Raw genomic sequence first — 19,366 nt, forward strand, 5'->3', positions numbered from 1 at the left:
TTCATCGGAGACCTCTGATGCCAGTAACAGTATAAGATGGATCATGGTGGGTTATTCCAGCAAACCACATCTTATCAAGTCAGACGTCATGAATACGGTAAAATGAGATCAGGAGATATGTTAAAATTACAGAAAGTAGAACTAACTCAATAACAGGAGGTAGAACACATGAAATGGCAAGAAGTTAGAGAACTGTTCCCTGACCAATTTGTTCTGGTTTCTATCATTCATTATCATGAGGAAGACAACAAAAAAATAGTAGATGAAGTTGCACCAATCCGAACCATATCAGAACGAGATGTAAATAAAGAGTTTTTTCAAGTAGAGCCTGGTAACGTCGTGTATCATACTTCAAATCAAGACTTTGTGATCAATCTTCGCAGAGATCCATTAATGAGAGTGAGACGTAATACGAATGAAAATTAACTATGATGGTCAGTTAATTACCACGTCACTCACCGTTACATTTAGAGGCAGAGTATTAAGAATAGATGATGTAATTATAGATACAGGATCCTCACATACGATCATTAGTCCTGATGTTTTAGAGGAAATCGGTGTGACCTATGAAACCGGCGATTCGATATATGAAGCATACGGGATTGGAGGAAGTATTCCTTTCTACACTAAAGTCATGGACAGGATTGAAATAGGAACAAAAAGCATTGGGAATATAGAAATAGATGTAGGCATATTACCTAAAGAATATAAAGGGCTTCTCGGATTGGATATTCTGAAACAACAAAATTTTATAATTGATCTGAAAACATTAGAATTACATTATTGAAAATAAAATTGTAGTAATGAATGAGACTTATATATAGTGCGTTTCGGATAATAAGATACATATACAAGTGGTTTTTACCTAACAAATTTTGTTAGTTTTTTTTTGTTCTAGAGCCTACGCGCTTTTCAACAGTTGAATTATGCTCTTATCCCATTACTTCAATCCGTAACCAACACTAAACATAAGCACGATTCGCTGTCATGAAACCGATTGTCCGTTCTCCAGTTTGAGCACAAGAAGCATGGTTTATTTTCTCCAAGAAGTTAATGCCTTTCTCCGCACCATGTCGCATTAGTCCGGCTCAAATGTCGCAAAAGTACATGGTAACGCGATGCAGAGATCGTTTATACTCTCTTTATGTTTCGATAATGAAAATCATTATCAGTATTATACATAAGGGGGACTCATCATGAATCAAGGAACAAAGAGGCAGGCTGCCGGAAGCAAGGCATATGCTGCTCACAAATCACGATTATTTATGGGCTTGATGTTGGCCCTTATTCTTGTCCTGACGGCTTGCGGTGCCGGAACAGGTACAGATAGCGGTAAACAATCTGCAGCAACGCCAGCAGAGACACCTGCGAATGCGGAAACGCAGTCGGACGGAGCTTTTCCCGTAACGATCAAGGGTATGAAGGGTGACATCACTCTAAACGAAAAACCACAGAAAATTGCAGTGCTTGATGTTAAGTTCCTGGATCAAATGTTAGCCGTTGGCGAGAAGCCGGCAGGCAGTGTTATCGCTGGAGGTAATACTGATTTTCCAGAATACTTAGGCGATCAACCGAGTGACGTACAGGTACTGGGTACACGGGACGAGCCTAATCTGGAAGCGATTGTAGCCTTGGACCCGGATCTGATTATTATGACAGATTTCCAGGAGAAGCAGTATGAGAGTGTAAGCAAAATTGCGCCTACCCTGGTACTTGATTTTTACGAAGATTGGCGTGATACGTTAGCCACAGTTGCTAAGATTACAGATAAGCAGGACGAAGCGGAGAAAGTACGTACAGCCTATGAAGAGAAAGTTGCTGGACTGAAGACCAAGCTGGCGGAGAAGATGGGCGATGAAACGGTAGCTCTTATTCGTCCGAGAAAAGAAGGCATTCGTGTTCATGGTATCGAGCATCGCACAGGCGGCATTCTGTATCAGGATTTGGGCTTGAAAATGCCTGCACTTGTTGAGGGGATCAAGGATGATACCTCTGTTGAGATCTCGATGGAGAAGGTTCCTGACATTGGGGCAGATCGTTATTTTGTGTTGTCGGATGAGCTGTTTGCGGCAGAGGCAGAAGCTATGGTGAGTAATCCCGTGTGGAAGTCTCTTGATGCTGTGAAAAATAACCGCACGTATGACGTAAACTCAACATTGTGGATTGCATACTACGGACCTCTTGCGATTAATCTTATTGTAGATCAGGCATCGGAAGCCCTGCTCGGATCGAATTAATATGAACCCATATCTCTCGACAGACTTATGGAAAGAGACAGTGGAGGATCATTCGATTTTGCTTGGTGAGCCGCCTGAACATAGTGTCCGTACCATTGCTCTAAGTGAGCTGCATGCCGAAGCGGCATGCCGAGAGTATATCAGTTGGTTGCAGGAGTACATCGATGCGCCTGACATGAAGGTTGCTGCTTCGATGTTAGCCAAGCGTATCGGTTATCTGTGGACGGTTCCGCTGGTGACCGCGATGACTTTTCATCATCAGCATGTTTCATTTCAGCTGGAGAACAGCTTTCTCTATCATCCGGCGCTCTCAGATCATGAGGGCGGTACACGATTTCCTTTTCTAGCGGTGAATGGGCTTCAGGCTGAAGGATTAACGGGAGACAGGGCAGTGTGGCGGGAAAAGGTAGTCGAGGAGATGTTTGCGGTACAGCTTACACCCCTGTTAAAGACGCTTGCTGCAATTGCACCACTTTCGATGAGTATTCTCTGGGAGAATATCATGGTACGTATCGGCCGACTATTCGCTCCTGATGAAGCTGAGACAGAGCAGGAAAGTAAGATCATTCGAGAGGACTTTTCATATCTAACGCAGGTGGCATCTGGGGAGGTGTTTGGTGAGCGAAAAAATCCGTTAACCCGCTTTACCGATTGTAAGGACAATGTTCATGTTGCCAAAAGCGAGCGCATCACCTGCTGTTTCTATTACCAGATGTCAGGCGAATATTGTCTCAAATGTCCGAAAATTGACAATGAGAAAGAATCTCAACTAAAATGACAACAGCAACAACTTTACCTTTGCTATTGTCAGGAGATGAGAAAAATGCCGCTGCAAGAACAGACAAGTCTATGGAGTGATACAACGATCAAGATGCTTGACGGGGATAGCGGTACTTTGCAGACAGGCAGCGTTTTACACGAAACGGATTTAACTTCAAATGTGCTGCTGCTGGCATATGGAGGGGAAGGGGAGCTTGCAATGGATGGCGAGGGTTGCCACATTGGAGCTTCTTTTGCTTGTCATGTGGTGAAGGGCTCATCCTTTACGCTGACGGCCAGATCAGAGGACATTCATTATATTGTCATTATGTACAAGGCTTCTTCCATAGAGGGTGCCTCTCTTGTTGTGCCTTCATATCGCAAGCACCCGCTGCGCAGGTCATTTGTTCAAAACTCGGCAACCCATGCGGAATGGATCGAAAACGCCGAAAAAATCGTTGCCAAATGGCGCCGCGGTGAAGGACTGGAACGCTTCTATGCCAACGCTTTGCTTCAAGGAATGATCTACGAGCTGATCATGGAGTATGAACGGGGTCAAGGGGGAGCGGAGTCCGCCATGGTGGATGTAGTCGCTTCTTATATCACATCGCACTATCGTCAAAACTTGGAGCTAAAAGAGCTGGCAGCCCTGGCGGGCTGTAGTGTAAGACAGCTGCAGCGCCGCTTCAAACAGGAGAAGCAGCTCGGACCGATGGAATACGTTATTCAGCTGCGTATGGAAAGTGCCTCACGCATGCTGCGTCATACGGATGCTTCCATCGGTGAAATTGCGGACAAAATGGGCTATCGCGATATGTATTACTTCAGCAGAGCATTTAAAAAATATAATGGCGTCCCACCGCTACATTACCGGCATGCCGCCGCTTCGAGAAGAGATGCGGACTATGCGAATGCCTTGCTGCAAAATCGTACAGCTTCTTCCTATGAATCAGCCGAAGGCCCGGTCATCTGCCATATGCGCGGGGAGTACACCGTCACCGAGATACCACAGCGTATCGCTGTCCTCGATGTGCAATATGCTGATCATTTGCTTGGACTGGGCTTGTCTCCGGTAGGAAGTGTCGGACTAGGAAGTACCGTGTTAACGTTCCCTCAATCACTCCGGGCAGGACTCCAGCCTACAGCATTACTTGGTACGTATGAATACCCCGATCTTCCGGCGGTAGAGCGACTTGCACCGGATCTGATTATCTGCACCGAGGTTCATGAGCAGTATCTTGAACGGTTAGGTAGGATCGCTCCAGTGCTGATGTTCAAGCGTAATGAAAACTGGCAGACCATCCTGAGTCTATTCGGTGAACTGACAGACAAGCGAGCCGAGGCTAAGCAGATTATCGCGGATTATCATCGCCGAACAGCTTTGCTATCCGAGGAATTGTCCTCTGTACTGGCAGGAAAAAGTGTGGCATTGATACGTCCACTGGATTCCCTCGTGCGCGTCCATTCTGCTGCTCATCGCACAGGCGCTGTGCTGTACCGTGATCTGGGTCTGCCCGTTCCGTTGTTTGTAGCAGATACCGCCGATACGGCCTATCATATCTCGGTTGAGAGATTACCGGCAGTACAAGCTAGCTACTACTTTTTGCTGAGTAATGAGTTTATGCAGGATGGGATATCTGCGACAGAGACGAGGGTTTTGGAAATGCTGGATGGGGGTGAGCAACAGTGTGTACATTCTGTTGATGCTGCAACATGGATCGGCTGTTATGGGCCAACAGGTATTAATGGGATAGTGGATCAGATTGAACAGGCTTTGTTGGCTTGATAGGTAGTTGTTGGCGCTAGCCCGCTTGCAGCGAAAGTTGGTACGCTCTACCTTTTTTAAAGTTGATATGTTCCAAATGCATCGGAAGGTCGTCGGATTCCCCATGGGATAAAGAAGGGCCTTTTTGTTTTATTACTATACGGAAGGTTCCAATGCATACTGGTATCCTGTACAACCTTCATATATTCAGTGTATTCAAAGCCCATTGGATCGATTGGATAAGGGTTTGAGAAAACTAATAAATCGCCCTTATTCGCCAATTTCCTTTCGCAATTGTAACAATATGGGTTATCATATACGTAGTTCAGGCACTAGTAGGAGGTGATTCAATGAAAAAAAATATAGCAATAATCATACTAATGGTTGGATTGGTAATCAGCATGTACTTCAACTATCAATTCAAAGCGTACAAAGACAATCAAGAAGTTGAATACACGGTTAAACTAAATCATGGAACTCAAATGGGTATAAAAGAATCAATCTTTAATTTAGATAATGTGATAAAAAGCTTAGAGGACAATTCTTCCAAGGAAACAGTCATTCACGCCTTAGGAAATGTGGCGGTATCTTTGAAAGTTGGCGAAGAATCATTCGTGTTCCTGAAATCCGACTTCAGGGAAGATCAATTATCATCAACTTATTTAATCTATAATGTGTTTAGAGATATGTATACGCATATAAGAGTAGAAATCATAGGCGAAATTTTATCGAATAAGGTATCGCTAGAAAAAGAATCGAGAAATCAACTGATTAAGGATATTGGAGTGCTTAAACAAGATTTGGAGTATATCGATAGTCAATTTAACGAGGATATTCTGAAAGAACAAAGTCCTAAGTGGATTGAAAATAGATGGAAAGAGTTAATTGGAGAGATTGTAAATCGAAATACGGATTATAAATTATATGAAAGAATGAAAACGAAATATAATCTATAATGAGTTCGTGAGAGACTATGGATATAGGCGGATAACCCCGCACCAACTAACTATGCTCATGCAGCCGCACCCTTTCGGGTGCTTTTAAGCCGGTGGTAGGTTAGCATCTACGAAACGACATCAAACCATAAGGAGGCCAATTACGTGATTAGATTGTGTAAAAGCATGGATACGGATGTAATGTATCAGATTATTAATGATGCAGCAAAGGCATACAAAGGAGTAATTCCTGACGATAGGTATCATGAGCCTTATATGACATTGGAAGAGCTAAAGTGCGAAATGAACGATGGTGTAGTATTTTGGGGGTTTGAAGAAAAAAATCTATTATTAGGAGTTATGGGAATTCAAGATAAGGGTGATGTATGTTTAATTAGACACGCATATGTCCGAACAAACCAACGGAATAGCGGAATAGGTACGAAGCTTTTATCTCATATGGTGGCTTTAACAAATAAACCGATCTTAATAGGGACATGGGACTCAGCTGAATGGGCTAAGAAATTTTACTTAAAGAATGGTTTTAAACTGGTATCACCTGATGAGAAGAAAAAGCTATTAAATACCTATTGGAATGTTCCAGAAAGACAAATTGAGACCTCTGTAGTCTTATGCGATAGCAAGAGGGCCACTTGACAAAATTACTAGAATATACAATTTTAAATTAAATTAGAAGTGGTTTCTTATAATATCATATTCCCGCGCAGGGGCTTGTGCCCCTTGATCTGCCCGTAATATTTCTGTGAAATGGATAAGCAGGTACATCCATTCCCTAAGATAAGGCTATCTAAAGGGGGGCGTCGTGATGCTGGTACATTCCAGAAATTAATAAATCAAAACGAACCTATAATTGAAAGCAAACAGCTAGACAATGTCTATTTAAAAGGACTTAGGAAATATTCACAGATTAGATTAGCGATTGCACTTGAACTTGCAAATATGGATCTGCAAGATGAAGAAAAAAATTAAAGGAGTTTCCGAATTGAAGAATCAAAAGCGTTCAATGATTTTGCTATTTCTTTTAATGATACTAGCCGTAAGTGGTTGTAGTTCAAACAGTGTGAAGACGGATAAAATTATTGAGAATGGATTGAACATAAACTCGATATCAATTGGACTGGGAGGGAGCGAAGGAGATGAAGGTATTACAGTCGTAACATATCATTTCAATCTATGGAATAGGACCAATAAATCAATAACGCTAAAAACAGTTGAACCAATTATAAGTAATGAGATTCAGGAGCGATTAATCGATAGAGACATTAGATTGGACATAAATAAGAAAGTTGATGGTAATACTTCGGAAGCACTGACAGGTACTTTTAAATTAGATACAAAAGGGCTTGATAAAGAAGGAATAATCAAGTTAAACATTAATGTTAAAGAATTTAATATAGCATTTGAACAAGTCATAGGAATAAACGAACCTTAAGGCTAATCAATATCGGATAACAAAGTGTAAATGATGTGGGAGGCTTCCGTTTTGCTGTAAATAGTGGTGTTTCCTTAAAGGAGGATTTTAAATAATGAGAAAACGACATTCTATTGATAAAGCGGAGTGGTCAGAAACAAGAGAAAACCAGTATCACAAAGACTGCAATGATATGGTATTTGCATTTGGCGATAGACTCATTGAAGTGGATGACACGGTTTATTTGAAACGAAAAGAAGTCGAGATTAAGGTAATAAAACCTCTTAAACGAAAAACATTTTGGTATGAAACATGGCTAAAGATTAAAGAAATCTACAATACATAGTCTAATATGAAATTCAACATGATCGCTTAAGAGCCAGTGAAGGTTGATTAATCATTTGGTGAGTAATATTTGGAGGTAATTGAATGACGATAATTTGTCTCGAAGGTGCCAGTTCTGTAGGTAAAAGTACCACTTGTCAGCAGTTCGCTACACAATATGATGCATTTATTGTTCCAGAAACAGGGTTCCTTTGTGAAGCTCCTCAACTTGAAGGTAAGGAACTTATGATGTGGTTGCTGGAGAGACAAATCGATAGATGGCATATAGCATATGAGAAGAATCAACAACATGAGTATGTGATTTTGGATGGCGATGTATTTAAGATTTGGTACAGCTGGATATATGGTTCTGAGCACCTATCTTTAGATGAAAAAGCGAACTTTTTTAGAGAGAAGTTATTGAAGAATGAAATATCATTACCGGATGCTTATGTACTATTCTGGGCTGAAGAAGATGAGCTGCGCAAGCGAAAGGAGATGGATCAGACAAGATCCAGAAGAAATTTTGATAAACATCTGTGCATGATTGAACCTCAAATGAGGTACTTCCATTACCTTAATGAACTGGTACCAGGATATGTAGGGATTCATAAAGCAGAGACTGTAGAAGAGAATATACATCATATTGTAAAGCATTGCGAAACATTACCGGACATAAAAAACGAGAAATCGAGATCTTTGATAGAGTCATTGATTTTTACAAGAGTACTACTCCTTAAACTCAATGTGCTTTTAATATGAGATACCAAGCTATTCTAGCTGTGTCTTAGATAACTGACCAAATACGGAGAACAAAGAAAAAAGGAATATGTGAGGTGAGTTATGGGCGTAAGAAAAAAATATAAACGTAAAATCATTCGCTCTAATCGATTATTTTATTGGTATGTTGAACCGGATATTGACGATGAAGGAATAATCAAATTACATATCGTTTCTGAGGATAAGAAGTTAATCGTCACTTATGAAGTGGGACAACACAGTATTAAGAACAAGCCCCCATTTATAGTCATCATCGGAGAAGAATTTGAAGGCTGGACAACAGAATATATAGGATACAGAAGAGTATTAACACCGCAATGGAGCGATGAGATCATCACGCCAAAATTGATAGGTGAAATGATTGATTGGTGTCTCTTGAAAGATAAAGAAATAAACATCGTTAGTTGGAAAGGTGAAATTCTTCGGCCTCTCTCCTGAATGGAGTGTAATTGAATTTGAAAATAATTTAGAGTCATGTGAACTATATTGAAAACGCATACTTGAAAACAAGAGATGCAATTAACAGTTATCATAAAAGGAGAGAAGCAAATGCAGATGAATCGTGGACATCACACGGTAAACAAAGTAATCGCTTGTGTTCTGTCATTCATATTTATCATTATGGCAATAGCGGTACCTGCCCACGCTGAAGAGAAACGGGTTGAGACTACACCATCAAGGATTCCTTTGTCCAAGTTAGAGGAAACGATTGATGCTTATGTTGCCTCGTATGAGAAGTATACCGCTGCCGTTTCGGTTGTGGCTATCAAAGACGGTGAAACCATTGTGAATAAGGCATATGGTTACGCAGATATTGAGAAGCAGCGAAAGGCGGATACCTCTACTGTTTTTGAATGGGCTTCAATCTCGAAACTGTTGGTCTATACGAGTGTGATGCAGCTTGTCGAACAAGGAAAGCTTGATTTGGATACGGATATCCAAGAATATCTGCCAGAGGGATTTTTCAAAAAGCTGAGATACAATGATCCGATTACACTAATGAACCTGATGCATCACAATGCAGGTTGGGAAGATCAAACGGCGGCCGAGGTGTTTTATTACTCCGAGAATGAAACGTTAGAATTGGGAGACAAGCTACGTAAAAATGAGCCGAAACAGATATATAAACCAAATAGCGTCGTCGGTTATTCGAACTACGGCGTTGGTCTAGCCGGTTACATCGTGGAAGAGATAAGTGGCCAACCCTTTTATGAGTATGTCAATCAACATATTTTCGAACCGCTTCATATGAACGACACTTCAATTCATCCAACGGGGCAAGATCATCCAGACCTAGCACAAAGAAGGAATGAGATTGAAGGGTATACAAAAGATTTGAAACTGATCCCTGAGAACAGAGTATACGTAACATTTTATCCTACAGGGGCAGCTATTGGGACAGCAGAAGATTTAGGCAAATTTCTTGCAGCGCTGATGCCTGTGGATGATAGCAATGTCTTATTTAAGAATAGGGATACGTTAAACGAAATGTTATCAACAAGTCTCTATTATGACGGGACCTCTACTCCGCGATTTGCGCATGGGTTCGTTGAGATGGAATACTGGGTGCCTACACTGATGCACGAGGGGAATCTGAAAGGGTTTTCCAGCAAAGTTGTCTTTGATCCCGCATCTAAATTTGGGATGGTGGTCATGACTAACCAGTCTTTTGAAGAAATTTATTATTATGGGCTTATCAAAGAAATTTTTGGTGATAACGTCAATTCTAATAGAATTACTTCGGAGGGGGGAGGATATTTTCAATCTGCACGACGGCCTGCCGCTAGATTTACCGATTTATTCAGGCAGCTTGATATAACCAAATTTTCAAAAGCTGAGTTAAGTAGTCTTTATAATGTGGTCGAGCATAATGGCGAGGTTGAGAAAATTTCCTTCACTCCTTACATGGATTACTTGCCTGTATCGAAATGGAAGGTGAACTTGATTGTAATATCTTTTATTCCTGTCATACTAGCCATCCTTTTCAGTGTGACTGCTTTGCTCGTCTATTTTATCCGGATGCTACTTTACAAACTAAATATACGAGGAAATCCTCGGATAGATTTTAATAAATATCATCTTGCAATTAACTTTGCAGGTGTGGCACTCCTTCTTAATCTTTTCATCATACAAACGAAATTGAGGTTTCCAAATTATCCTGCTTATTCTTCGTTACGGATCAATTTAATGTTTAACCTACTTTATGTGGTTCTAGCAGTGGCATATCTTGGCTTTCTTATCTACAAACTGCGGAAGAGCAGTTACGGCAAAAAGCAAAAGGTGATGTACATCATGTCTGGCATCTCGGCGCTCATCTTGGCTGCTTTTATTGTGGGATGGAATTTGTATGTTTAGAGTGTTGTAGGTACGTCTTTAAGCTCAAACCTATTTATGAGCTGGTGAGGTGCTTTGATCGTCACCGGCACTTGTTTGAGTGACTGAATGGTAGTTGTGAAATTCGATAAGAGAGAGTATTTTCATACCGATATGTATATAAATATCCATATATCTGAATCCTCATCAGTCAACTTTTCATCTATGGCCATCATCGGTCGTCCATTGTTTCAATGACTTTAATCGGTTGCTCTTTCAGTTTTCTAACATATTTTATTTTTTCAGAAGCATTTAAACAAGGATTGTAATCGTTATAGACTTTTTTGATCGCATTTTGTGGTGAAATCGATCTTACCGAAAGAGATTCCTTTTTGATTTTAGATACCATATTTCGGTAAGTAAACAGGCGTGGTATATAATGGTAGTATTCTTGAGGAAAAGGTAGTATTAATTAAGAATTTCCTGTTATTTCACTATACAAGAAAGATTTAGGCGTTTTATTAACTTTGCATACTTTTCTATATTATAATATACTTGGAAATCTCATGAAAATATTATACATCTTACGGAGGTTATTCCATGAAAAAAAAATTAAGTAAATTGTTGGCACTATCTTTAAGTAGCTTATTACTATTTTCTGCTAGCGGTGTTGTTTCAGCGTCAGACATTAATGCTTCAGTTGATGTTGGTAATTCTGTTCTTCTTCAATCTGGGTGGACACAAAGCGAAATTGATGACCTGTTAACGCCAGAAGAAGTAGCAAAATATGCAAATGGTACTTTAGTTGATACTACAACTCATTATGTGAAGCAAATTGTATCAAGTAATACTGAAAATAATTACTCAATGTCGATTACAGACTCTACAAATCTGCCTACTCTAATTGCAGAAACTGGAGAACTTGTCTCTATGAGCAAAGAGGATTTTTACAGAGAGATTGCAGAATCCAATGAGGCTGAAGAAGATTCAGAAAATTCAGTTACACCACAAGCAACCTCTAAAAACCAATCCTATACTACAAGTGATGGATACATGAAATATACTATGGAGACTTATAAAGTAGGTACAAATAAATATCAGTTAAATTTAAGATTTGAATGGGTAAAAAATCCTTCACAAAGAGGTATTGATATCATGGCACTTGCTCATGGTCCACAACTAGTTCAGTCTGGGACGCAGAGTAATGTTACTTTCACTGCAAAGCATGATGCAATAATAAACGGAAAATCATACCCTGAAGTCCCAATTGCTAGAGACTCAATAGTTGTAGATTCGGGTGGGACAGCAGTTACATTTAAACTCCCAACTACATCTCTTAATTACTTAGTAAATAATATTAGAGGCTACATGAGTTATGGAGCACAAAAAGGGAACACCAATGATATAGCAGTTGGGATTCATGGATATTATAAGCATAAAGTCAGTTCACTTAATGTAGCTCCTTCAATAACAATTCCTGGTGGTCCTTCTTTAAGGATATCTTCTGAAAGTACTTATGAAACAGAAAAACCAACACCGTATTTCTCATTCGATCTTTAATATGTTATTATGAGGCCATAAATTATTTTATGGTCTCATCTTTAATTATATAAGATGTAAGGAGTAAGAATTGTGAATAAAAAAGAAAAGAAGTATGTTATTGCTATTATTATACTTGTTGCAGTTGTATTGGGTGCTATTTGGTATTTTAAAGTGGGTTATTTATTGAAAAAACCAGAGATTCCCGAAGCCAATATTGAAATTCAAACAAAAATGGTTGATGGGGGTACGATTAATTTACGAAACGCTGAGTACACCGAAGGACAAATAAAGGTCGGATATGAAGTGAGAGGATTCAGTTTAGAAGAGTATAATATTTCTTGTAAGCTTTATAATGACGGAAATTTAATTACAACTTCTGGCCCAACAGGTGGAGGTTTGATAGAATTAGATGAGAAACATTATTACTTAATTGCGAGTGAGAATATAAATCAGATTAATCTACCTGAATCTATAAATCTAACTGTGGAGATTGCAGTTATACCAAATGATTATAGACAAAAACCTATAACAGCATCATTTAATGTGAGCCTTGATAAACAAGTGCAATAGATTGGTAAGAGGAGATGAGACGTTGAGTTTTATCAATCGTTGAGTAGTACGCTCGTTTCGCCAATTGAATCAGCAATGACCTTCAAGGGGACTGTTGTTCGTACTGCTCCATCTCCATTATTTCCATAAATATTCCTGAATATCATCATTCTTGAGTAAATCATTTTTAGAAATGAAGTGATACTCATCTTCTCCTTTTATATCAAATTTCCTCAGCTAGTAGAACTATTGGGCTACGTTCTGCGGCTCGTTTCAATTAGCGCCTAAAGATCAGAATACCTGCAACGATCCTGCTTATTTCTTACCATACACACATACACAAAAAATGAGTTAAATAGTTTTTATAATGTTGCCGAGAAAATTTCTGTTACCACTTATATTGATTTCTTGCCTGTATTAAATTTAAAAGTGAATTTAATTAAGATTTCTGTTATTCCTGTTGTGCTAGCTATCGTTTTCAGTTTATGTGCTTTGATCGGCTGCTTAATTCAGATGCTCCTGTACAAATTACGTTACCGTGATAATCCTCCAACCAATTTTTATAAATATCATCTTGCAGTTCATTTTGCAGGTGCAGTACTCCTTCTTAATCTTTTCATCATGAAGTTGAGGTTTCAAAATTATCCAGCTTATTCTTCGCTACGGATCAATTTAATGTTTAACTCTTTATGTGGTTCTAGCAGTGGCGTATCTTGGCTTGCTTATTTACAAACTGCGGAAGAACACTTACAGCAAAAAGCAAAAGGTGATGTACATTATGTCTGGCATCTCGGCTTTCATCTTGGCTGCTTTTGTTGTGGGATGGAATTTGTATGTTTAGAAGACTAAACGCTGAATATAGATATTCAAAGCATTGCAATGGCTCGCGGATAACTTCTATACATCATTGATATTATAAGTGGGGAAAATTATAAAGAGTAAAGGCAGCAGTTCCTTATGTGGGACGGCTGCCTTTGTGTTAGTATGCCCTTTGGCAACGTGTGCCTCGGCATATTGAAGGGGGATCAAGATCATCCTATTTTTTGTCTCTCAAAATAAATAATTTAATAGAACTGTAAATGACCACTAGAATATTCAATAATAATAGACCTATATATCCATCCGTTAACTTTGTTCGTTCAATCCACTTATTCACTAACTCTCCAGAGAGAGCTTGTTTTCCTAAATATTTATCTATATCATTTTGATTTATTTCATCCCTATATATAAGTGGAAACTCCATGCTGTTGGATGAAGCAGCTAGCGGCGGATAGAAATCTACCCATTTCTGACCTGCCCATCGATCATACTTATAATGAAAGTCTGCGCTGGACTCAAGATTGTCCCACCTGAGAAAACCCAATAATATTAGAATACAAAGTGTGACAACGCTAATTATTAGCTTCTTGTTAATCAAATAATCCCCATCCTTATGTTGTACTAATAACAGTACCGTTGCATTAAAGCAACTTCATTACCCGTTTTATTCTAACAGTATTTTCCGTTATTTGTAAGTGGAATGTTTCATTCGGAATGAAATGCTAATAAGTAAACAACAACTCATGGAGCAAAGAAGCATTGCAGAAGACGCTAAAGTTACGAAGATATAGCCGCAAAACGTTTAAAGCGTATTGTAATCAGGCCGAACGTTTTCTGAGTAGCGTTCCACTTCAAAATATGGATTTTACTACGTCCAATGTTCAGACGTAACCAACCCTTAATCATAAGGCCATATTGTCTCTGACCTATTCTTCCGGGCTTTCGTGCAGAAAGTTTTTGAAAAAGCAATGAGACGTGCAGGAATTGTGAAAAAGGTAAGTATCCATGACCTTCGACACTCCTTTGCTAGAAAACGGTAAAGATCAACGATACATGCAGGAATTACTTGGTCATACGAGTGGACGAACAACTCAGCGATCTAAGCATGTTAGTACGAAAAATATTCGGCGTATTCAAAGCCCAGTGGATCGTACGGACATAGGAGATTGAGTATACCAATAATTCTTCCTTTTTCGCTAAATTTTTCTTCGCAAATATCACCGCATAGGTTATCATATACATAGTTCAGATATCAGGCAGGATGTGTGATATTTACGAAGTACATAGATTAGATGTTATCTGCAATTCGTAACAATCAAATTTAACAAAAGGAGAAAACATGAAGCCAGAAATTTTAATAAGTATTATAAGCCTTGGTATAGCCTTAGTTACAGTAGTATCAAATAGTGTGATTTCAATTATTTCTAAAAGGTATGACTACAAGTCATCTATACTTCAAATTACGCTTGACTCTGCTTATAAAGAATATGAGTTTAGAGCAAATAGTGAGTTACAAAAAGCTAAAGAAGAAAATAGAGAACCTCATGTGCTATCCTCTACAGAATATTTGATTTTTTATTCAAACATCGCAAAATTATTAAGTAAAAAGAAAATCACTGAAACAGATATCATAGAAACTTTAAAAACCAATAAAGAAACAATTGACGCTTATTATAAGAATAAAGATAGTTTTAGACCGGAATATCATAAAAAAGAATCATAATAGACTAAACCATGAGGCGATAAAGCACGAACAACAGATAACAATATATTCACGCTGTGAACATTCGTCCTTGGTCCGGCATTCGCCGGACACCCAGCATGCGCTGGGTCGTGAATACAGGAACGTTATCGGAAATTTCATTCTAAAGGGGGAATATAAAATGATAACAATTGGTTTTTTCGGAAAATCAGATTCAAATCCTTTTTGATTTTAATATTGATTTGTATTTAAAGAATTATAACTTGGATATATCCAGAGAAAGTCACACAGGTAGAGGCTATGTTGACTTCAAAATCAGCTGTGGAAAAAGATACAGAGCTCTTATTGAGTTTAAAGTAGATTCTCATAGCAGTCTAAAAAAGGTTTAGAATATCAACTTCCACTTTACCAACACGTAACCGGAATTGATTACGGCATATTTTCAATCATTTATTACGATGAAAAGTCTTACGAGAATAAAGAGACATTTGAAAAAGAAGCAACTAAAATTTCAAAGGATTATGAGATTACTATAGATTTCTTTCCGATTGATGCCTGGCATAATAAAAAGTCAGCTTCAACCGTGAAAAATAAAGCAGATATGCTTATCGAGGAAGACGAATGAAACATCCGATAACAATATATTCACGCTGCGGTCATTCGTCCTTGGCCCTGCATTCGCCGGACACAATCGACATGCGTCGGGTCGTGAATACAGAAACGTTAGCTGAAATATTTTAATTGATAAGGGTGATAAAAATTATCGAATTTATCAAAAGTAACATATCACATGGCTCAAAGATTTCGTAACTATTCTTTTTACGGCAACAGGTACTATTGTTGCGATACTTACTTATCGTCGGGCAAGAGCAACCGTTCTACAACCTATAAGAACTGAGGTCATTAAAAAGCAATCTGAAATTCTAGTTGAACTGCTTGGGGTTTTACCATCAGAAAGTAAATTGCTACACAAAGATTTGGACTACTCCTCAATTGCCGTCATCAATACGAATAAACATTTAATAGATTTAGGTTTTCTTCTTGCCAATCAGGATGAATTAATTAGGAAAATAGATGATCAAATTGTGGGATGGATATATGTAGGTGAGAGTAAGCAACTATTAGATGTTGAAATAATTGATGCTTTTAAAGATAAGAAGCAACTTGATGATTCAAGATATGAAACAATAGGAAGATCGAAGTATGAGAATGCTAAAAAAGGTATCATTGAGGTCGATAAAATTCATCTAACAAAAATTCATGCTGAATTTAAAAATAAGTTGGTCGACTTCTCTCATAATCCATATTTGCCTTTGAGTATTCAAGAAGTGCTAGATAAGATCATTTCAGACATTGAAATTAATATACAGGTCAATATGAAATCTGCAATAACTGAGTTCCTTAAAGAACTTTGCGATAAATACTTTACTAAAAATGAGAAACCTAACATTAATCCGATTGGAGTATACAACAACTTTAATCGTAGAAGAATTAGTCATAAGCAAGACATCAGGCGATTAAGAGAAGCAATTCGTAAGTATTTAATGATTGATCAAAAGTGGCTATGATACAAAAATCTACAATACTTCAGCTAACATAATATTTACGTTGCGGGTGTGCGCCCTTGGTCCGGTATACGCCGGGTCGTGAATAAAGGAACGTTATGCGAAACCCTTGTAAGAGGAAAACCTAATTAAATCTTAGTAATGGATGTGACGAATTGGATAGTAAATGTGTAACGTGTACACGTATAGATGTGTACGGACACGCCCTTACTAAAGGGAAAAGTTTATCAAGCGGTGGCTGAAGAAGTAGATCGATTTAGAATCATTGGAAACCATAATAAGAGAGTATGGATAGATAAACATTATTTTGTTGACGGAGAAGTGGAGATTCCTATTCTAAGTAGCTGGAAGTTTGATGATCAATTAGAAGATTTTGATTTGATTGAAGTGACGGTAACCTTTAATAACGGAACGAGGAGATGGTGTTTTAATGACAACACCAGAGAGATTGATTAAACACTTTGAAAAACCCAATTTAGATCCCCCAGGAATTAATATTCAGCATTTAATCATTGTAAGAACCATGAATGATGAGGATATTGAACAAACTTTAAAATACTTAGATGAACAAGGCGAGGTCGAGAAAGCAACCCTATTATTAAAGTAGATTCGAAGAAGACAAGGGCATCGCTTAACATAATATTCACGCTGCGGCTCCGGTGGAGCCTTGGTCTGCGGGAGGAATTTCGAGGAGCATTTCAGCAGACAGCCGCTGTGGGGTTCATTAATACAGAAACGGTATCTGAAATATCGGAAAATCATTTTATAATATATACATCAAATTCAATTGAATTGAGGAAAGTAATTGAACTGGTTATTTAATAATAAAGAGTGGTTATTCAGTGGAGTCGGGATAGTAGTTTTAAGTGCAGTATCTAAGGTAGCCTACTCAAAGATTAAAAAAGAAAAAAAAAATAAAAGTGAAAATATAGATAAATTATTCAATTTTGAAGATCAGGTATATTGGAAGAAAAGCGATTTGAAGAAAGAAAATCCATATTGCCCTCGTTGTATTGATGTAGAAAATAAAGAAGTGCATTTATCGAGGGTATCACCAAAATATAAAAACTATCAATGTCCAAATTGTAAAACCTATATTAGGAACGAATTAATGACACCAATTAAGCCGGTTGCGATTAAGACGAATACAAAACAATTTAAAAGAAAAGATTTTTGAATACAAATCAAAGATACCGATCCATCAGATAACATAATATTCGCGCTGCGGACATTCGTCCTGGGTCCGGCATACGCCGGACACCCGACATGCGTCGGGTCGTGAATACAGGAAAGTTAACTGAAATTGCTGCAGTTTGGAGGTGAGTCATGAAGATTTTTAAGTTCAATAGAATAAAAGCACTATCAATCATATTATTTATTGAAACCATTCTGTTATTCTTGGTTTTAACAATCTGTTATAATTTATACTTTCATTATACCAATACAAAAAAAATGATCAATAAAACAATTGACTTTTGTCAATACTTTTACAACGGTCTTATCGATCTTATGAAAATAGTATTTGTTAATGTTCAAAGTGGAATTATTGAGATAACAGAAATTTTTAATAATAGAGAGTTAGCATTAGGATTTTGGATTATAGCCATTATTATTTGTGCATTCTCTGTTAAGGGCGTAAGAAAGACAATACCGGGATTACTAAATAGTATGTTTAACATTAAGCTGATTTATTGGTATTCGAGTATGATTATTTATTTCATATGTATGTTACTCATATTAAAATATATTGGTTTTTGGGAGTTAAGACAATTAAAAGATTCTATATTATGGTTTCTTATTGTAGGAATCATTTCGTCTGTTAGAGCTATAGAGAAAGGGAGAGATATTCGATATTTTATTACGTTTGTCAAAGATAACATTAAAATAATTGCTTTAATACAATTTATATCGAATATGTACAGTTTTTCATTCTTAAGTGAAGTTGTTTTAACCTTTATTGCATCATGTGTATCGATATTTGTCGTGATAATAGATCATTCCCCTGACCTTCAAAGCAAAGGTGGAAATACCATTAAGAAGTTCTTTAACTTCGTCTTGATTAGTATCGGTATACTAGTTATTTACCACTCAACAAAGTTTATAATTATAAATTTTGAATATTTGGTATTAGTGGACAAGGTAAAAGATATTGTTCTGCCTTTATTATTATCATTTATGTTTGTATTTTACATTTATTTATTTACGGTTATTTCTGCTTATGAGGTGCTTTTTATAAGATTGATTTTCATGAAAACTATTGATGAAAGTTTACGATTTAGACTTAAAATTAGGATTTTTCTATTTTGTAATCTTAGTATTTCCAGAGTAAATAACTTCATACAGAGAAGTGAAATCATGCAAGTTTATATTAGGAGTACTGATGACATTAGTGATTTGTTTAGAAAATATAAATACCATAGTAATCGTAAAAATATTCAAGAAGGCAGCAACATCAGTTAACAACATGTTCCAGCATTTCGGCTGACGACGCTCAGTCTGCCTGAGGGATTCCGAGGAAGCGGAAGCAGGCAGACACATCGATTTCCCTAAGATAAGAGCTATCTAAGGGGAATCGACGTCAGGAACACAGGAACATTATGCGAAATTACTGTAAACCCAGATTATACGATTTAGGAGGAGACAT

23 protein-coding genes are annotated in these 19,366 nt (G+C 37.8%); 22 read left to right on the plus strand and 1 reads right to left on the minus strand.

Annotated elements, in window-relative coordinates:
• Nucleotides 1-168 precede the first annotated feature (168 nt).
• The 16 genes from MHI55_RS08460 to MHI55_RS08535 all read left to right on the plus strand — a co-directional run bounded on the left by MHI55_RS08460 (nucleotide 169) and on the right by MHI55_RS08535 (nucleotide 13,485).
• Nucleotides 169-426, plus strand: coding sequence for a hypothetical protein (locus MHI55_RS08460; protein WP_036669338.1), 258 nt, complete (start codon nucleotides 169-171; stop codon nucleotides 424-426).
• Nucleotides 416-787, plus strand: coding sequence for a retropepsin-like aspartic protease (locus MHI55_RS08465; RefSeq protein ID WP_340389673.1), 372 nt, complete (start codon nucleotides 416-418; stop codon nucleotides 785-787). The genes MHI55_RS08460 and MHI55_RS08465 overlap by 11 nt, the downstream gene beginning before the upstream one ends.
• A gap of 409 nt (nucleotides 788-1,196) precedes the next feature.
• Nucleotides 1,197-2,237 (plus strand): iron-siderophore ABC transporter substrate-binding protein, encoded by a 1,041-nt coding sequence (locus MHI55_RS08470; RefSeq protein ID WP_340389675.1) that lies wholly within the window; start codon nucleotides 1,197-1,199, stop codon nucleotides 2,235-2,237.
• Between the two features lies 1 nt (nucleotide 2,238).
• The gene (locus MHI55_RS08475; RefSeq protein ID WP_340389677.1) at nucleotides 2,239-3,015 is read left to right on the plus strand and encodes an IucA/IucC family C-terminal-domain containing protein; all 777 of its coding nucleotides are present in this window, start codon (nucleotides 2,239-2,241) and stop codon (nucleotides 3,013-3,015) included.
• Nucleotides 3,016-3,060: 45 nt separating this feature from the next.
• Nucleotides 3,061-4,782: a helix-turn-helix domain-containing protein gene (locus MHI55_RS08480; RefSeq protein ID WP_340389679.1), complete on the plus strand. Its 1,722-nt coding sequence runs from the start codon at nucleotides 3,061-3,063 to the stop codon at nucleotides 4,780-4,782.
• A 329-nt stretch (nucleotides 4,783-5,111) separates the two neighbouring features.
• The gene (locus tag MHI55_RS08485) at nucleotides 5,112-5,717 is read left to right on the plus strand and encodes an oxidoreductase (protein WP_340389681.1); all 606 of its coding nucleotides are present in this window, start codon (nucleotides 5,112-5,114) and stop codon (nucleotides 5,715-5,717) included.
• Between the two features lie 144 nt (nucleotides 5,718-5,861).
• The gene (locus MHI55_RS08490; protein ID WP_127544059.1) at nucleotides 5,862-6,353 is read left to right on the plus strand and encodes a GNAT family N-acetyltransferase; all 492 of its coding nucleotides are present in this window, start codon (nucleotides 5,862-5,864) and stop codon (nucleotides 6,351-6,353) included.
• A gap of 111 nt (nucleotides 6,354-6,464) precedes the next feature.
• On the plus strand, nucleotides 6,465-6,686 hold the full coding sequence (locus MHI55_RS08495) for a hypothetical protein (protein WP_144029838.1): 222 nt from the start codon (nucleotides 6,465-6,467) through the stop codon (nucleotides 6,684-6,686).
• A complete protein-coding gene (locus MHI55_RS08500) occupies nucleotides 6,670-7,149 on the plus strand; it encodes a hypothetical protein (RefSeq protein WP_340389683.1) in 480 nt (159 codons plus the stop codon). Before MHI55_RS08495 ends, MHI55_RS08500 begins: the two co-directional genes overlap by 17 nt.
• 94 nt (nucleotides 7,150-7,243) lie before the next feature.
• Nucleotides 7,244-7,474: a hypothetical protein gene (locus tag MHI55_RS08505; protein ID WP_340389685.1), complete on the plus strand. Its 231-nt coding sequence runs from the start codon at nucleotides 7,244-7,246 to the stop codon at nucleotides 7,472-7,474.
• An 83-nt stretch (nucleotides 7,475-7,557) separates the two neighbouring features.
• Complete coding sequence (locus MHI55_RS08510; protein WP_340389687.1) at nucleotides 7,558-8,214, plus strand: chloramphenicol acetyltransferase; 657 nt, start codon at nucleotides 7,558-7,560, stop codon at nucleotides 8,212-8,214.
• An 81-nt stretch (nucleotides 8,215-8,295) separates the two neighbouring features.
• Nucleotides 8,296-8,670 carry a hypothetical protein gene (locus tag MHI55_RS08515; RefSeq protein WP_340389689.1) on the plus strand — a complete coding sequence of 125 codons (375 nt, stop codon included), beginning with the start codon at nucleotides 8,296-8,298 and terminating at the stop codon, nucleotides 8,668-8,670.
• A gap of 111 nt (nucleotides 8,671-8,781) precedes the next feature.
• Nucleotides 8,782-10,587, plus strand: a complete 1,806-nt coding sequence (locus tag MHI55_RS08520; RefSeq protein ID WP_340389691.1) for a serine hydrolase domain-containing protein — start codon at nucleotides 8,782-8,784, stop codon at nucleotides 10,585-10,587.
• 558 nt (nucleotides 10,588-11,145) lie between these two features.
• Nucleotides 11,146-12,105, plus strand: a complete 960-nt coding sequence (locus MHI55_RS08525) for a hypothetical protein (RefSeq protein ID WP_339300001.1) — start codon at nucleotides 11,146-11,148, stop codon at nucleotides 12,103-12,105.
• A 72-nt stretch (nucleotides 12,106-12,177) separates the two neighbouring features.
• A complete protein-coding gene (locus tag MHI55_RS08530; RefSeq protein ID WP_340389693.1) occupies nucleotides 12,178-12,657 on the plus strand; it encodes a hypothetical protein in 480 nt (159 codons plus the stop codon).
• Between the two features lie 387 nt (nucleotides 12,658-13,044).
• On the plus strand, nucleotides 13,045-13,485 hold the full coding sequence (locus MHI55_RS08535) for a hypothetical protein (RefSeq protein ID WP_340389695.1): 441 nt from the start codon (nucleotides 13,045-13,047) through the stop codon (nucleotides 13,483-13,485).
• 187 nt (nucleotides 13,486-13,672) lie between these two features.
• Here the strand turns inward: MHI55_RS08535 and MHI55_RS08540 are convergent, their stop codons facing one another.
• Complete coding sequence (locus tag MHI55_RS08540; protein WP_340389697.1) at nucleotides 13,673-14,053, minus strand: hypothetical protein; 381 nt, start codon at nucleotides 14,051-14,053, stop codon at nucleotides 13,673-13,675.
• 741 nt (nucleotides 14,054-14,794) lie between these two features.
• Between MHI55_RS08540 and MHI55_RS08545 the strand changes: the two genes are divergently transcribed.
• The 6 genes from MHI55_RS08545 to MHI55_RS08570 all read left to right on the plus strand — a co-directional run bounded on the left by MHI55_RS08545 (nucleotide 14,795) and on the right by MHI55_RS08570 (nucleotide 19,182).
• Nucleotides 14,795-15,178 carry a hypothetical protein gene (locus MHI55_RS08545; protein WP_340389699.1) on the plus strand — a complete coding sequence of 128 codons (384 nt, stop codon included), beginning with the start codon at nucleotides 14,795-14,797 and terminating at the stop codon, nucleotides 15,176-15,178.
• 956 nt (nucleotides 15,179-16,134) lie between these two features.
• Complete coding sequence (locus MHI55_RS08550; RefSeq protein WP_340389701.1) at nucleotides 16,135-16,725, plus strand: hypothetical protein; 591 nt, start codon at nucleotides 16,135-16,137, stop codon at nucleotides 16,723-16,725.
• 186 nt (nucleotides 16,726-16,911) lie between these two features.
• On the plus strand, nucleotides 16,912-17,178 hold the full coding sequence (locus tag MHI55_RS08555) for a hypothetical protein (RefSeq protein ID WP_340389703.1): 267 nt from the start codon (nucleotides 16,912-16,914) through the stop codon (nucleotides 17,176-17,178).
• On the plus strand, nucleotides 17,153-17,329 hold the full coding sequence (locus tag MHI55_RS08560) for a hypothetical protein (protein ID WP_340389705.1): 177 nt from the start codon (nucleotides 17,153-17,155) through the stop codon (nucleotides 17,327-17,329). The genes MHI55_RS08555 and MHI55_RS08560 overlap by 26 nt, the downstream gene beginning before the upstream one ends.
• A gap of 198 nt (nucleotides 17,330-17,527) precedes the next feature.
• A complete protein-coding gene (locus MHI55_RS08565; protein WP_340389707.1) occupies nucleotides 17,528-17,899 on the plus strand; it encodes a hypothetical protein in 372 nt (123 codons plus the stop codon).
• Nucleotides 17,900-18,048: 149 nt separating this feature from the next.
• A complete protein-coding gene (locus MHI55_RS08570) occupies nucleotides 18,049-19,182 on the plus strand; it encodes a hypothetical protein (RefSeq protein WP_340389709.1) in 1,134 nt (377 codons plus the stop codon).
• The last annotated feature ends 184 nt before the right edge of the window (nucleotides 19,183-19,366 follow it).

Source organism: Paenibacillus sp. FSL E2-0151 (assembly GCF_037993015.1).
Classification (GTDB): domain Bacteria; phylum Bacillota; class Bacilli; order Paenibacillales; family Paenibacillaceae; genus Paenibacillus; species Paenibacillus amylolyticus.